The sequence below is a fragment of the [Eubacterium] eligens ATCC 27750 genome (assembly GCF_000146185.1).
GTDB classification, from domain to species: Bacteria; Bacillota; Clostridia; order Lachnospirales; family Lachnospiraceae; genus Lachnospira; species Lachnospira eligens.
In genome coordinates this window covers 1,301,784-1,316,530 of record NC_012778.1, presented here as the reverse complement: position 1 = coordinate 1,316,530, position 14,747 = coordinate 1,301,784, and the positions used below count along the sequence as shown (strand labels likewise).

The window sequence follows — 14,747 nt, the reverse complement described above, 5'->3', positions numbered from 1 at the left end:
AGGCTAAGGTAATATGATTAAAGAAGCTATTGCAAAGCTGGTTAAGAAAGAAGATTTAACTGCTGGGCAGATGAATGATGTAATGGAAGAGATTATGACAGGAGAAGCCACTGATGCACAGAAGGCAGCATTTCTTACAGCTCTGGCAGCAAAGGGAGAGACTATTGACGAGATTACAGCAGCAGCAAGAGTTTTAAGAGCACACTGTGAGAAGTTCTTAAATGATATGGATGTTCTTGAAATCGTTGGAACAGGTGGAGATGGTTCTAATTCAATCAATATATCAACCTTAGCTTCTATCATAGTATCAGCAGCTGGAATACCGGTTGCTAAGCATGGTAACAGAGCAGCTTCAAGCAAATGTGGTACAGCAGACTGTTTAGAGGCTCTTGGCGTTAAGATAGATGCAGCTCCTGCAAGGATGGCACAGATTCTTAAGGATATTAATATATGTTTTCTTTTTGCACAGAAATATCATCCGGCTATGAGATTTGTTGGAGGTGTGAGAAAGGAAATTGGAATCCGTACATTATTCAATATACTTGGACCTCTGGCCAATCCGGCAGGGGCATCTATGCAGCTTTTTGGTGTATATAGTGAGGAGCTTGTTGAGCCGCTTGCACATGTATTACATAATTTAGGCTGCAAAAGAGCTATGACAATATACGGAATGGACAGCATAGATGAGATATCTTTAAGTGCTGATACAAAGGTATGCGAGTTCAAAGGTGATGAGTTCAAATCATATACTATAAAGCCGGAGGATTTTGGATTTACAAGATGCAAGAAGGAAGATCTTGCTGGTGGTGAGCCGGCAGTTAATGCCAGGATTGCAAGAGATATTCTTGAAGGTGCAGAAGGACCTAAGACAGATGTGGTACTTCTTAATGCCGGAGCTGCCATATATCTTGCTTCAGATGGTATTACAATGAAGGAAGGTATTGAGAAAGCAAGAGAGATTATTAAGAGCGGAGCAGCTAAGAAGCAGCTTGAAAGATTTATAGAAGAGACTAATAAGTAATTAACAGAATATGTGTTAGGTATAACAAAACCCCTGTCGCATTAGCGGCAGGGGTTAATTGTTATTATAATTATAAAAAATTAAGCGGCTTCTTTAACTCCGTTGCCGAAGAAATCTTCATACCATACAAGGAACATGTAAATTGTCCATATCTTACGCGAATTATCGGCCTTTCCTTCTTTGTGTTCATCAAGATATTTAACAATCTCATCAGTGTTAAAATATTTCTCAGCAGCTTCACTTGTGAAAGCCTTTTTAATCATATTGTAATATTTCTCATCCTTGAGCCAGATTCTGATAGGAACAGGGAATCCAAGCTTCTTTTTCTCAGCAACCATGTCTGGAAGATGTCTGTGGGCAGCCTGTCTCATGGCATACTTGGTATTACTCTTGTTAACCTTGTACTTAGTTGGAATAGTACGGGCAACATTGAACACTTCCTTATCAAGGAATGGAACTCTTACCTCAAGAGAGTGAGCCATACTCATCTTATCAGCCTTAAGTAAGATATCGCCTATCAGCCAGAAATTGATATCAATATACTGCATCTTAGTAACATCATCCTTATCAGCAACCTTATCATAGAAAGGCTTTGTAAGTTGCTTGTGGTCATACTTGCCGGTAGGATTCTTTAATATCCTGGCACGTTCTTTTTCATTGAACATGAAAGCGTTACCGATGAATCTTTCTTCAACTGTCTTGCTTGCTCTGTTTAAGAAGCTTTTTCCCTTGAACTTGAATGGAATAGCATTGGCAATGCCGGCAAGTCCTTTTCTTAAGCCTTTAGGGAGCTTCTGGAATTCTGCAAGATCGAGAGGTTCTCTGTAAATGTTATATCCACCAAAAAACTCGTCAGCACCTTCACCTGACATGGCAACCTTTACATGCTTGGCTGCTGTCTGGCTTACAAAGTAAAGTGCAATCGCAGCAGGGTCAGCTAAAGGCTCGTCCATATGATACTGGATTTTAGGAATTGCAGCCCAGTATTCTTCACTTGAAACAAGCTTTGAATAGTTGTCAATTTTAATTTTGTCAGATAAAGCTTTGGCATAGTCAATCTCGTTGTATTTTTCATAATCAAATCCAACAGTAAATGTTTTGTCACCGTTAAATGTAGCAGCAACATAGCTTGAATCAACACCACTTGAGAGGAATGAACCAACCTCAACATCACTAATCTTATGGTGTTCAACTGAATCATGCATAACATCGTCGATTTCATCAACAAATTCATCTAAAGACTTGCTCTCATCAGCATCAAATGTAGGCTCCCAATATCTTTCAATGTTAAGCTCACCCTTGTGGAATGTAAAGAAGTGACCAGGCATCAACTTGAATATTCCTTTGAAGAATGTTTCATCAAGTACTGAGTACTGGAATGTGAGATAATTCTCAAGTGCAACAGGATTAACCTCTTTCTTATAAGCAGGATGCTCTAAGATACTTTTAATTTCTGAACCATATATCATGTTGCCGTCTGCAACTGTGTAGTAGAAAGGCTTAATTCCGAAGAAGTCTCTTGCTCCGAAAAGAGTTTCTTTCTCGCTGTCCCAGATTACGAATGCAAACATTCCACGAAGCTTGTTAAGCATGTCCTTGCCATACTCCTCGTATGAGTGAATGAGAACTTCAGTATCTGAATTGTTAGCAAATACGTGACCTTTCTCAATAAGGTCTTTTCTTAAATCCTGATAGTTATATATCTCACCGTTAAATGTTATTACTATCTTCTTATTCTCGTTAAACATAGGCTGGCTTCCGTTATCAAGATCAATGATAGAAAGTCTTCTAAAGCCCATGTACGCTTTATCATCAATGTATTTACCTGCGCTGTCAGGTCCTCTGTGAATAATCTTATTCATCATGCGTTCAAGAACAGCATCACCGTCAGCTAAGTAGCCGGTAAAACCAGCGAATCCACACATGTATCTGTACCTCCATATTGTGTCTGCACAATCAGTGCATTGTTAAATGTAGTATGTAAAATTTACTTATGAATTATAACAAAGTAATCAGGCTAATACAAGTCAGTTTCTGTTTACAAAACATTTGAAATAAATTATAATAATTAATCAGGTAAGAAAAGAAAGAGAGGTTCTTTATATTATGGACAAAATTAAGATGACAACTCCACTTGTAGAGATGGACGGAGATGAGATGACAAGAGTATTGTGGAAGCTTATCAAGGACGAGCTGCTCACTCCTTTTATTGACCTTAACACAGAATACTATGATTTGGGTCTTGTACATAGAAATGAGACTAATGATCAGGTAACTATAGATTCAGCAGAAGCTACTAAGAAGTATGGTGTTGCAGTAAAGTGTGCAACAATTACACCTAATGCGGCAAGAATGACAGAATATAATCTCAAAGAGATGTATAAGAGTCCTAACGGAACAATAAGAGCCATGCTTGATGGTACAGTATTCAGAGCTCCTATTATCGTTAAGGGTATTGAGCCATATGTTAAGACATGGAAGAAGCCTATCACAATTGCAAGACATGCATATGGTGATGTATATAAGGCATCTGAGATGAAGGTTTCTGAGGCTGGTAAGGCAGAGCTTGTATTTACTAACGAGGCTGGTGAGGAGACAAGAGAGCTTATTCATAACTTCAAGGGTGCAGGAGTTCTACAGGGAATGCACAACCTCAATGATTCTATTGAGAGCTTTGCAAGAAGCTGCTTTAATTTTGCGCTTGAGACAAAGCAGGATCTCTGGTTTGCAACTAAGGATACAATCTCTAAAAAGTATGACCATACATTTAAGGACATATTCCAGGAAATATTCGATGCTGAGTATAAGACTAAGTTCGAGGAATCTGGCATAACATATTTCTATACACTTATAGATGATGCAGTAGCAAGAGTTATCCGTTCAGAGGGTGGATATATCTGGGCTTGTAAGAACTATGATGGAGATGTTATGAGTGATATGGTAGCCACAGCATTTGGTTCACTTTCAATGATGACTTCTGTTCTTGTATCACCTAATGGATACTATGAGTATGAAGCTGCACACGGAACAGTACAGAGACATTATTATAAGCATCTTAAGGGTGAAGAAACATCTACTAACCCTATCGCTACTATATTCGCATGGACAGGCGCTTTAAGAAAAAGAGGAGAGTTGGATAACATTCCTGAGCTTGGAAAATTTGCTGATACTCTTGAGCGTGCATGTATTAAAACTATTGAAGATGGAAAGATGACAAAGGATCTTGCACTTATTACAACAATGGAGAATCCTGTAACACTTAATACACAGGATTTCATCAGTGCAATAAGAAAGACTCTTGAGGAACTTCTTTAATTAATGGGTTCTGGATTTTCCATTTGATGATGGAGGGGGACATTATGTCACATATAATGGGTATAACATTTAGAAGCATGAATATAAGCCAGCTGGTTATATGGTTTTTTATATACAGCTTTCTTGGATGGTGTATGGAATGTGTGGTTATCAGAAAGCAGCTTGGTTACTGGGAAAACAGAGGCTTTGCCAAGCTGCCGTTCTGTGTAATATATGGTTTCGGAACACTGATTGCTTTTAATATTTTTAAGCCAATAGAGCATAATTATATTGCACTATATATTTTTGGATGTATATGTGCTACAGCATTTGAGTACCTTACAGCACAGGTTATGTTAAAACTGTTTGGTGAAGTGTGGTGGAATTATGATCATCTTAAGTTTAATTACAAAGGCATCATATGCTTACAGTCAACACTTGCCTGGGGGTTTGTTGCCGTATTTATATTCGGATTTTTGAATAAATTTGTGGAGCGTTTTGTATTCTCAATCGATTACAGGATTGCCAGTGTTATGGCAATGATTCTTGTCTTTTCATATACTGCGGATTTTATGCAGAGTTTTTCGGAAAGTCTTAATATGCAGAATATGGATATCAGAGCGGAGATGAGAAAGTTTATTAAGATGTTTCACAGATAATCAGCATCTTATTGACAATTGATTCGGGGATAATTATATGATTTTTAAAAAGTTACGAAACAATTTTAGTCTTTTAATTGACAGCAGCAGGCATGTATGGACATTTGAACTGGCATACAAGCTTGTTGCTTTTGCTGTTATATTCCCTATTGTTTTATTTGCAATTAATTTTCTTATGAAGATAGCAGGAGTGAACTATCTTACTAATGAATATATTCAGAGAGCAATGACACACCCTGTAGTCATATTTGCAATTTTTCTTGCTGTGGGTATATTTGTATTCTATTGCACTTATGAGATGACATATCTTTCAGTCTGTTTCGAGACAAAGAGAACATCATGTAATGCATCTGTTGTTGATATATTTTATAATTCTTATAAGGTTTTTAAAAATGTTTTTAAGCCAAGGCATGTAGGTCTGAGTATATTTTACTTCATATCAATTCTGGCTTCCAATGTAACTGTATGGTTTAATGTCTTATACAGTGAGACTAATACTAACTTAATTAAAATGTATATCATTAGGAATCACTGGTATATTAAAGCTGAAGTTATATTTGTGTTTGTCATTATATACGCAATTGTAATTCCTGGAATATATGCAATGAATATATGCATGATGGAAGGACTGGGATTTAGGGAAGCATATAAGAAAAGTGCCCGTATGGTTAAGAAGCATCCAATGGGAACAATATCAGCACTTGTTGTGTATAATCTGGTTATGCTTGCAATTATTGGAATAACTTATGTGCTTATATCAGTATTTCTTGTTGCAGGTGTTAAGATTCTTAATATGGCATATCTTGGAAATGCTATATTTCTGTCTGCATTAAGGACAGAAAGACTAATTATAAAATGTATTCTTGTATGTGTAGCAATACCACTGTCTTTTTCGGCTATTTCACATATGTATTACAAATATACTGATGTAGACGATATTACATTTGAGTTCACAGATATACAGGAAGGTCCTGCAAGACGAAGAAAGATAATATATAGTGTTATTATTGCGTCAGCAGTTATTGCAGATTCATGCTATCTGTTAATGTCATTTAATAATAATCCTTTTGAAAATGTTGCTATATTCCATGAAACTAAGGTTATGGCACACAGAGGAGCATCAAAAGAAGCGCCAGAGAATACTATGGCTGCCTTTGAGAAAGCAATTGATGACATGGCGGATTACATTGAACTGGATGTACAGCTGACAGGAAGTGGAGAGGTAATTGTAATGCATGATTCAAATGCTTACAGAACTACCGGCATTGATGCAAATATAGTTGAAATGACTTATAGGGAAGTTAAAAGTCTTGATGCCGGTTCGTGGTTTTCGGATGAGTATAAAGGCGAAAATGTTCCGCTGTTAAAAGAGGTACTTGAATTTACTCAGGGTAAGATTAAACTGAACATTGAGCTGAAACCTTCAGATAATGGTGAACTTCTTGCAAAGAATACAGTAAGACTTATAGAGAAATATAATATGGTTAATGATTGTGTTATAACATCTTTCAGTAATTCTGCATTGCAGGCAGTTAAATCATACAATGAAAATATTAAGGTTGGATATATTTTATCAGCAGCATATGGAGATTTTTATGATATGAAGAATATAGATTTCTTTAGTATAAATGCTGCATTTTTATCAAAGAGAACTATAGATGCAATTCATAATTCAGGTAAGCGTGTTTATGCTTGGACAGTAAATAATAAAGAGTCAATCAAGAATCTGACTAACAAAGGCGTAGATGGGATCATTACTGACAATCCGGTGCTTGCAAGGGAGACAATATATTCGAGAGATACATCGGAAACTATTGTTAACATGATAAGGTATGTGTTTAATCAGTAGAATGGGGGCATATGTATGGAAAGAGGAATAGGAACTTCAAGAGGAATTGGCATAGGACATGTTCTTATTGTTTATAATGCCAGTGCTGTTGTAAACAGGGGAACGCATTATAATGCCGAAGAAGAGAAGAAAAGATTCTTTGAGGCCAGAAAAACATTTATAGAGCAGACGGAAGAATTATTGTCTGAACTGGAGAAAAAACTTGGTGAGTCTGACAAGGATGCACTGGTGCTTAAGAATCAGATATATCTTGCAAGAGATATAACAACAGAGAATGAAGTTGTTGCTGCAATTGATAATAGTCATATATGTGCAGAAGCAGCTTTTGATGATGTGTGTAATAAGCTGATTCAATTGTTTTCTTCAATGGATAATCCTGATATGCAGCAGCGTGTTACTGATATTCAGGATATGAGAGAAAGAATGATACAGATATTGCAGGGAACGAAAGCATTTGACCTTACTAATCTTCCGGATAATACTGTTATTGTTGCAGATGAGATTAAGCCATCGATGACAGCTTCTATGGACATAGCACATGTTGCAGGTATTATAGCTGAAAAGGGTGGCGATACGGCGCATGCTTCAATTCTTGCAAGAGCACTTGAGATTCCGGCAGTACTTAGTGTGAAGGGAATACTTCAGAAAGTAAAAGATGGAGATTTTATAATAATAGATGGAGCTTATGGAGAAGTTTTTATTAATCCGACACCGCGTACACTTTCTATATATGAGAAGAAAAAGAAAAAATATGAAGAACATATTGAGGAATTAAAGACCTTTATTAATAAAAGCACAGAGACAGCTGATGGAAAGAAGGTTATGCTTGCTGCCAATATTGGTGGAGCTGATGAAGCAGCCAAGGCAGTTAAGGACGGAGCTGAAGGCGTGGGACTTTTCAGGACAGAGTTTCTCTTTCTTAATAAGAATGCGCTGCCGACAGAGGAGGAACAGTTTGAGGAATATAAGAAGGCAGCAGTACTGACAAAAGGCATGCCACTTACAATAAGAACACTTGATATTGGTGGAGATAAGGATATTCCTTATATGGGACTTACCAAAGAGGCTAATCCATTTTTAGGATACCGTGCAATAAGATTCTGCCTTGACAGAGTTGATATATTTACAACACAGCTTCGTGCAATTCTAAGGGCAAGTGCATATGGCTGTATAAGAATTATGATACCTATGATTACATCAGTTAATGAAGTAAGACAGGTGAAAGAGCTGATTAAGAAGATATGCAGCGACCTTGACCGTAACGGAATTAATTATGATAAGAATATCCAGACAGGCATTATGATTGAAACTCCGGCAGCTGCTGTTATGGCAGATACATTAGCAAAGGAGGCTGATTTCTTTTCAATTGGTACTAATGACCTTACACAGTATACTATTGCAGTAGACAGATGCAATGAAAATGTGGCATATCTGTATTCTGCATTTAATCCGGCAGTATTAAGGCTTATAAGAAGGATAATAGAATGTGCCCATAATGCAGGTATTGAAGCCGGAATGTGTGGTGAGGCAGCTGCAAATGCTTTAATGGCTCCGATACTTTTATCATTTGGTCTGGATGAATTTTCAGTATCAACAGGAAAGGTATTAGAGACGAGAAAGACAATTGCAGACTGGTCAATTAAAGAAGCCGGACTTGTAACAGATAAGGTTATGTCAATGGTAACTGAGAAAGAAGTAACAGACTATCTTAGTGACTATATATCAGAAAGAAATAAAAAGTAAAAGGAAATATATATATGGCAGTTTATGAGACAGATGAGATTATCGAGAGAGTTATTCTGGTTGGAGTAGCATTTGATACAGATGATGATACAGAACGCTCTCTTGATGAGCTTGGAGAGCTTGCTAAGACAGCAGGCGCGCAGACAGTTGGAAGAATGATTCAGACAAGAGATAACTTTCACCCTGCAACATATATTGGCAAAGGTAAGATTGAAGAATTAAGACTTATGATTGATGAGCTTGATGCTACGGGAATTATATGTGATGACGAATTAAGTCCTGCCCAGTTTAAGAATCTTGAGGATGAGCTTGGAATCAAGGTAATGGATAGAACAATGGTTATTCTTGACATATTTGCGGCAAGAGCTACATCAAGTGAAGGTAAGATTCAGGTTGAGATGGCACAGTTAAAGTACCGTTCAATAAGACTTGCGGGTTTCGGAACATCAATGTCAAGACTTGGTGGCGGAATAGGAACAAGAGGTCCCGGTGAGAAAAAGATTGAGACAGACAGACGACTTATAAGGGACAGAATATCAAAGCTCTCAGCAGACCTTAAGGATATGAAGGAACACAGAGATGTCCAGAGAAGCAAAAGAGCTAAGACATCAACATCTGTTGCGGCTATAGTTGGATATACTAATGCCGGCAAATCAACACTTCTTAACAAGCTTACTGATGCGGGTGTGCTGTCGGAGGACAAGCTTTTTGCAACACTTGACCCTACAACAAGAAGTATGGAACTTCCTAATGGAGAGAAAGTGTTGCTTACTGATACAGTCGGATTTATAAGAAAGCTTCCACATAATCTTATTGAAGCATTCAAGAGTACTCTTGAAGAGGCAAAGTATGCAGACATTATAGTGCATGTTGTTGATGTATCCAACCCAGACTATGAACAGCAGATGTCAACAGTATATGCAACACTTAAGCAGTTAGGTGTTGAAGGAAAGCCTGTTGTTACATTGTTTAATAAATGTGATGTTTTACCGGAGAAGCCGGCAGCTAAGGATTTGCATGCAGACTACACATACAATATATCTGCCGTAAGAGGCAATGGCCTTGAAGCATTTAAAGAGTGCTTACAGGAAATTATTCTTAAGAGCAGAATAAGAATTGAAAGAGTATTTTCTTACAGCGAAGCAGGTAAGATACAGCTTATAAGACAGTTCGGACAGCTTGAAAGTGAAGAGTACACAGAAGACGGAATTAAGGTGCTTGCCTATGTTCCTAAGGAGATAGAAGGGAAGTTGTAATTATGAATCTGATAGCAACAGTAGATAAGAACTGGTCAATAGGAAAACAGGGACATCTTCTTGTTAATATTCCGGAAGATATTAAGCTTTTCCGAATGGAAACAGCTGGAAAAGCTGCAATAATGGGAAGAAAGACATATGAGCAGATTACGGACAGAACAGCTCTTATAGACAGATATAATGTAGTGCTTACTAGTGATTTGTCATATAAGAAGGATGGAGCTGTTGTAGTGCATTCAGTAGAAGAGGCACTTGAAAAGGTTGCATCATATAAGTCAGAGGATATATATGTAATCGGTGGAGAATCTGTATTTGAACAGTTTCTTCCATATTGCGATGTGGCACACATAACGAGTGTTGATTATAAGTATGATGCAGATGCACATTTTCCTAATCTGGATAAGATGCCAGAATGGAAAGTTACACAGATGAGTGAGGAACACACATACTTTGATTTGTGCTACGAATTTAAAAAGTACTGTAAAATGTAAATTATGTTTTGAATCGTGCAGAAACGGATATGAAAGAGCAGTTTGTGGCATATTTTTTTCATTGAAAATATACATTTTATTTGATACTATAATTATAAAACAAGAGAGGGGAGAAATGTTATGTTTTGCACAAAATGCGGATATAATGCAGGGACAGCAAAATTTTGTCCAAAGTGTGGAAATCCTTTAAATCCACAGCCAGTACAGGAAACACCTGTACAGAACGAACCGGCTCCACAGACGGTACAGAGTGAGCCGGTTGCACAGCAGCAGTTCGGAACACAGCCACAGTTTAATGAGACGGTACAGCCACAGTTCGGAACACAGCCACAGTCAGGGGCAGTTCCACCAGTGAATGTAGATGTACCAAGATATCAGGAAGCACCTCCTATGCAGCCACAGCCTAAGAAGAAAAAGAAGAAATGGCCATTGGTTGTTGCAATATTAGTTGTGCTTGTAGCTATAATAACAGCAGTTGTTATAGTTGTACTTCCTAAGCTGAAGAAAGAATTATCACCTACAAAGAATGCTGTAACTGCAATTAAAAATGTAGGGGCATCACTGGAAGATTCTGTGGATAATTTGTTTAATAATTTAGGTGCTGGTTCAATATCAGACAAAACAGAGTTTTCCGGAACATTTAAGTTTGATAACATGACTGTTAATGGTGAGTCATATAGCAAGTATGTCAAAGCTGATTCAGTTAAGTATGATATTCAGGCAGATACTTCGATGCAGAAGGCTGCAGGAGATTTAAAGCTTCAGAATGGTAATGCAGAGTTACTTACAGTTTCATTCTATACAGATGGTTCTACAGTGTACTTTAAGATTCCTGAATTATTTACAGAGACATTCAGTATGTCAGTGAATCAGATTGTTAATGATACAGATATAGATTCTTCATTTGGTTACCCATTTGATATGAGTGATATATCAGGTTATCTGTCAGCATTAAATTCAGGTAATCTTTCACAGTATAAAGAGCCGGCAAAGGCAGCAGCCAGAGCATTAGCTAAGGGAATTGATGCATTTGCAGATGAATGTCAGTACGGTCAGAATGAAAGCCTTACATATAAGTCAGATAATGGTGATATCGAAGTTACAGAATATAGTGTAACAGTTACAGAAAATGCCATTAAGGTCGGTGTTGATACTGCAATTGATGCTTTATACGCAGATTCAGCAACATCAGCATATATGTCAATGCTTACTATTGCTGGTGTAACACAGGACAGCCTTAAGAAAGAAATTGCTTCATCAATTCAGGGAATGGATCCTGTAACTTTTTCAATGTATGTTAATAAGGATGATAAAATAGTAAGAGTTTCAGTCGATGTATCTGATATTGATGAATATTCAAATGGAGAAATAGCAATTTCTTTTGTAGGAAAAGATAATATTTCTGATTATGTTGTTATTGAAGCAGCTGCTGATAACTTTAATACTAAATTCACAATACATAATTCAGATAATAGATCATCTGTAATTGTTGATGCAAAAAATGGAAATGAATACATGAAGATGAAGCTGGATTGTTCATTATCGGGAAGTAATGTGAATATTAATGAAATGTCTATTGATATGAATACAGAAGATGTTAAAGCTAATATGAAGATTACAGGAGACTATTCACAGAAAGAGTTCAGCTCAATGAAGTATTCTTCATCAAGTTTTCCTAAGCCTGTGAATGTAGACAAGATGACATCTGCACAGCAGACAGCACTTGTGACAGAGTTTGTCAAGAATTCTGCTGTATTCAAAAAGATAATAAGCGATGATCTTTATAAGCAGTTATTTTCAGTAGCATTGTCAGGTAATTAAATTACTAATGAAATAATAAAATGATTCACTAAGATAATATGGGGGATAATATGGAAATAGCAATTGTTATAGGTATTATAATAGTTTTGCTGATTATATTTATATTTGCAAGTTATATTAAAGCACCAACAGACAGGGCATTGATTGTTTCAGGTCTTAGAAAACATCCAAAGTTTGTAATTGGTAAATCAGCATTAAGAATACCATTTTTACAGAGAGTTGACAGACTGGAACTTAAAATGATTTCAGTAGATGTAAAGACTAAGGAATCAGTTCCTACTAATGAGTATATTAATGTTAATATTGATTCAGCCGTTAAGATTAAGGTTGGTTCAACAACAGAAATGCTTGAAAAAGCAGCCAGCAATTTCCTAAATAAGAATGAAGATTATATTAGAAATTCTGTAGGGGATGTGTTAGAAGGTAATGTCCGTGAAATTATAGGACAGATGAGACTTGAAGATATTGTTCAGGACAGAAAAATGTTTGCTGAGAAGGTACAGGAGAATGCTGCACCGGATATGGCAAGAATGGGTCTTGAAATTGTGAGCTTTAATGTCCAGAATGTTACTGATGAGGGTAATGTTATTGAAAATCTTGGTATTGACAGGGTTGTAAGTATCAGCAAGTCGGCACAGATATCAAGAGCTGAGTCTGAAAGAGATATAGCTGTTGCAAAGGCTAATGCAACCAAGCAGGCTAATGATGCAAGAATTGAAGCAGAGACAGCAATTGCAGAAAGAAATAATGAACTCGAAATTAAAAAGCAGGAATTAAAGAAAACTGCTGATGTCAAGAAGGCTGAGGCGGATGCTGCATATGAAATTCAACAGCAGGAACAGAGAAAAACAATCGAAATTACAACTGCAAATGCTAATATAGCAAAGCAGGAGAAGGAAATTGAATTAAGAGAAAAAGAGATTGCTGTTAAGGAAAAGACACTTGATGCTGATATCCGTAAACAGGCAGAAGCAGAGAAATACGCTACACAGCAGAAGGCTGATGCACAGCTTTATCAGAGACAGAAGGAAGCAGAAGCAAAGCAGTTTGAAATACAGAAGCAGGCAGAAGCTAAGAAAGCACAGGCAGAGGCTGACAGATTCGCAAAAGAACAGGAAGCCGAAGCGGTAAAGGCACAGGGAATTGCTGAAGCTGAGGCCATTAAAGCAAAAGGTATGGCTGATGCTGAAAGTATTAAGGCCAAAGGTCTTGCTGAGGCGGAAGCTATGGAGAAGAAAGCAGAAGCTATGGCGAAATATGGTAAAGCAGCAATGACAGAGATGATTATTAAAGTTCTTCCAGAGATGGCTGAGGCAATAGCTAAACCACTTGAAAGCATTGATAAGGTTACAATTATTGACGGTGGTTCTGGGGAGAATGGTGTGGGAACATTCAGCGGTAATGTGCCATCAGTACTTGCAAAGACTATAGAGAGTATCAAAGAGACTACAGGCTTTGACCTTACAGAAGTCATGAAAGCTAATACATATGATGCAAAGACTACTAAGAACGTGAATTTTACTGGATTTCCGGAAGGAATGAGCGCTGCTGCAAGTGAAGAAGCAGAAGTGAAGAATTTAGTTCCAAATTCAGAAGAAAACTAATTGCTATAGTTAAAATCAGGCACCAGATTGAAAATATTCAGTCTGGTGCCGATTTTATAATTATGAGTATACAATGTAGGTGTTGTATCGGAATTTACGCAGCTTCTGCTCCATTTTAATGGCGTTTGAAAGCTGTCTGAAAGCACCAACCTGAACTTTATAATAGTCATTCTCATATATGATAAAAGCTGGGAATCCTTCAATAAGCAGGGAATTAAGCATGCGGTCTGCATTATTTTTATTGCGGTAGGCACCAACCTGAACACGATAAAGTGGCTCAGGAGAGAGGTCATCATCACAGTTACATGCTGGTTTAGCAGGAGGTGCAGGCTTTTTTTCGCATGCTGCAGGCATGATTTCAGCGGATTTGGCAGAATCTGATTTCACTGATGGGACTTCACCTGAAGCAGCCTGTGCAGTAGTATTATTTGTCTTTGGTTTAATTCCAAGGGTCTTAAGAATACCATCTGCGATTCCATTTGCAATCTGGTTAAAGTTCTTATCAAATGTTTCATTATCTTTATCGTTGTTAATAAAGCTGGCTTCTACAAGTACGGCAGGCATTTTTGTCCGTTTAAGTACAACAAGGTTAGGACGTTCGGTAATTCCAAGATTTTTAAAGCCAGCCTTTTCCAGCTCAGAATTGATATTGGCAGCCATCTGTGATTTAATACCGGAATTATTGTAAACAAGAGTTTCCACGCCTGTGTACTGGTTAGGCGTAGGGGATGAATTTCTGTGGATTGAAACAAAATAATCAGCCTTAGCATCATTGGCATCAGTCGCTTTTTTAAAAGGTGTCTCATATTCATCAGTAGTACGGGTGTACACAACGTCAATACCATTTTTTTCTAATATATCACCTACGGCAAGAGCAAGCTTTAAGTTGTCATCTTTCTCAGCTCTGCCATTATATGTTGCACCATAGTCGCTACCGCCGTGTCCGGCATCTACAGCTATCTTATATTGAGCCATAATATCTCCGATAACATTAATCATATTATTGTAT

At 37.3% G+C, this 14,747-nt stretch carries 11 protein-coding genes; 9 read left to right on the top strand and 2 right to left on the bottom strand.

Going from position 1 to position 14,747, the window contains the following annotated elements; translation table 11 throughout:
- The first annotated feature begins 13 nt into the window (after positions 1 to 13).
- Positions 14 to 1,021: an anthranilate phosphoribosyltransferase gene (gene trpD / locus EUBELI_RS06195; protein ID WP_012739509.1), complete on the top strand. Its 1,008-nt coding sequence runs from the start codon at positions 14 to 16 to the stop codon at positions 1,019 to 1,021.
- An 80-nt stretch (positions 1,022 to 1,101) separates the two neighbouring features.
- Here trpD and asnB read toward each other — a convergent pair whose 3' ends face one another.
- Complete coding sequence (asnB, locus tag EUBELI_RS06190; RefSeq protein ID WP_012739508.1) at positions 1,102 to 2,946, bottom strand: asparagine synthase (glutamine-hydrolyzing); 1,845 nt, start codon at positions 2,944 to 2,946, stop codon at positions 1,102 to 1,104.
- Between the two features lie 181 nt (positions 2,947 to 3,127).
- On the opposite strand from asnB, the gene EUBELI_RS06185 reads away from it, so the two are divergent.
- From EUBELI_RS06185 to EUBELI_RS06150, 8 genes are all read left to right on the top strand, one after another.
- A complete protein-coding gene (locus tag EUBELI_RS06185; protein ID WP_012739507.1) occupies positions 3,128 to 4,336 on the top strand; it encodes an NADP-dependent isocitrate dehydrogenase in 1,209 nt (402 codons plus the stop codon).
- Positions 4,337 to 4,380: 44 nt separating this feature from the next.
- Entirely contained in the window at positions 4,381 to 4,974 is a 594-nt protein-coding gene (locus EUBELI_RS06180; RefSeq protein ID WP_118010133.1) for a putative ABC transporter permease, read from the top strand.
- Positions 4,975 to 5,011: 37 nt separating this feature from the next.
- Positions 5,012 to 6,823 carry a glycerophosphodiester phosphodiesterase family protein gene (locus tag EUBELI_RS06175; protein WP_012739505.1) on the top strand — a complete coding sequence of 604 codons (1,812 nt, stop codon included), beginning with the start codon at positions 5,012 to 5,014 and terminating at the stop codon, positions 6,821 to 6,823.
- A gap of 15 nt (positions 6,824 to 6,838) precedes the next feature.
- Positions 6,839 to 8,566: a phosphoenolpyruvate--protein phosphotransferase gene (gene ptsP, locus EUBELI_RS06170; protein ID WP_012739504.1), complete on the top strand. Its 1,728-nt coding sequence runs from the start codon at positions 6,839 to 6,841 to the stop codon at positions 8,564 to 8,566.
- A gap of 14 nt (positions 8,567 to 8,580) precedes the next feature.
- Positions 8,581 to 9,822: a GTPase HflX gene (gene hflX, locus EUBELI_RS06165; RefSeq protein ID WP_012739503.1), complete on the top strand. Its 1,242-nt coding sequence runs from the start codon at positions 8,581 to 8,583 to the stop codon at positions 9,820 to 9,822.
- A gap of 2 nt (positions 9,823 to 9,824) precedes the next feature.
- Positions 9,825 to 10,313 carry a dihydrofolate reductase gene (locus EUBELI_RS06160; protein WP_012739502.1) on the top strand — a complete coding sequence of 163 codons (489 nt, stop codon included), beginning with the start codon at positions 9,825 to 9,827 and terminating at the stop codon, positions 10,311 to 10,313.
- Positions 10,314 to 10,433: 120 nt separating this feature from the next.
- Positions 10,434 to 12,134 (top strand): zinc ribbon domain-containing protein, encoded by a 1,701-nt coding sequence (locus EUBELI_RS06155; RefSeq protein ID WP_012739501.1) that lies wholly within the window; start codon positions 10,434 to 10,436, stop codon positions 12,132 to 12,134.
- A 38-nt stretch (positions 12,135 to 12,172) separates the two neighbouring features.
- Entirely contained in the window at positions 12,173 to 13,738 is a 1,566-nt protein-coding gene (locus EUBELI_RS06150) for a flotillin family protein (RefSeq protein ID WP_012739500.1), read from the top strand.
- Between the two features lie 60 nt (positions 13,739 to 13,798).
- Here EUBELI_RS06150 and EUBELI_RS06145 read toward each other — a convergent pair whose 3' ends face one another.
- Positions 13,799 to 14,713 carry an N-acetylmuramoyl-L-alanine amidase gene (locus tag EUBELI_RS06145; protein WP_041688632.1) on the bottom strand — a complete coding sequence of 305 codons (915 nt, stop codon included), beginning with the start codon at positions 14,711 to 14,713 and terminating at the stop codon, positions 13,799 to 13,801.
- Between the last annotated feature and the right edge of the window lie 34 nt (positions 14,714 to 14,747).

Excerpts from the sequence above, each read along its gene's own strand:
- trpD (WP_012739509.1), top strand. The coding sequence starts at position 14 with ATGATTAAAGAAGCTATTGCAAAGCTGGTTAAGAAAGAAGATTTAACT.
- asnB (WP_012739508.1), bottom strand. The coding sequence starts at position 2,946 with ATGTGTGGATTCGCTGGTTTTACCGGCTACTTAGCTGACGGTGATGCT.
- EUBELI_RS06185 (WP_012739507.1), top strand. The coding sequence starts at position 3,128 with ATGGACAAAATTAAGATGACAACTCCACTTGTAGAGATGGACGGAGAT.
- EUBELI_RS06180 (WP_118010133.1), top strand. The coding sequence starts at position 4,381 with ATGTCACATATAATGGGTATAACATTTAGAAGCATGAATATAAGCCAG.
- EUBELI_RS06175 (WP_012739505.1), top strand. The coding sequence starts at position 5,012 with ATGATTTTTAAAAAGTTACGAAACAATTTTAGTCTTTTAATTGACAGC.
- ptsP (WP_012739504.1), top strand. The coding sequence starts at position 6,839 with ATGGAAAGAGGAATAGGAACTTCAAGAGGAATTGGCATAGGACATGTT.
- hflX (WP_012739503.1), top strand. The coding sequence starts at position 8,581 with ATGGCAGTTTATGAGACAGATGAGATTATCGAGAGAGTTATTCTGGTT.
- EUBELI_RS06160 (WP_012739502.1), top strand. The coding sequence starts at position 9,825 with ATGAATCTGATAGCAACAGTAGATAAGAACTGGTCAATAGGAAAACAG.
- EUBELI_RS06155 (WP_012739501.1), top strand. The coding sequence starts at position 10,434 with ATGTTTTGCACAAAATGCGGATATAATGCAGGGACAGCAAAATTTTGT.
- EUBELI_RS06150 (WP_012739500.1), top strand. The coding sequence starts at position 12,173 with ATGGGGGATAATATGGAAATAGCAATTGTTATAGGTATTATAATAGTT.
- EUBELI_RS06145 (WP_041688632.1), bottom strand. The coding sequence starts at position 14,713 with ATGGCTCAATATAAGATAGCTGTAGATGCCGGACACGGCGGTAGCGAC.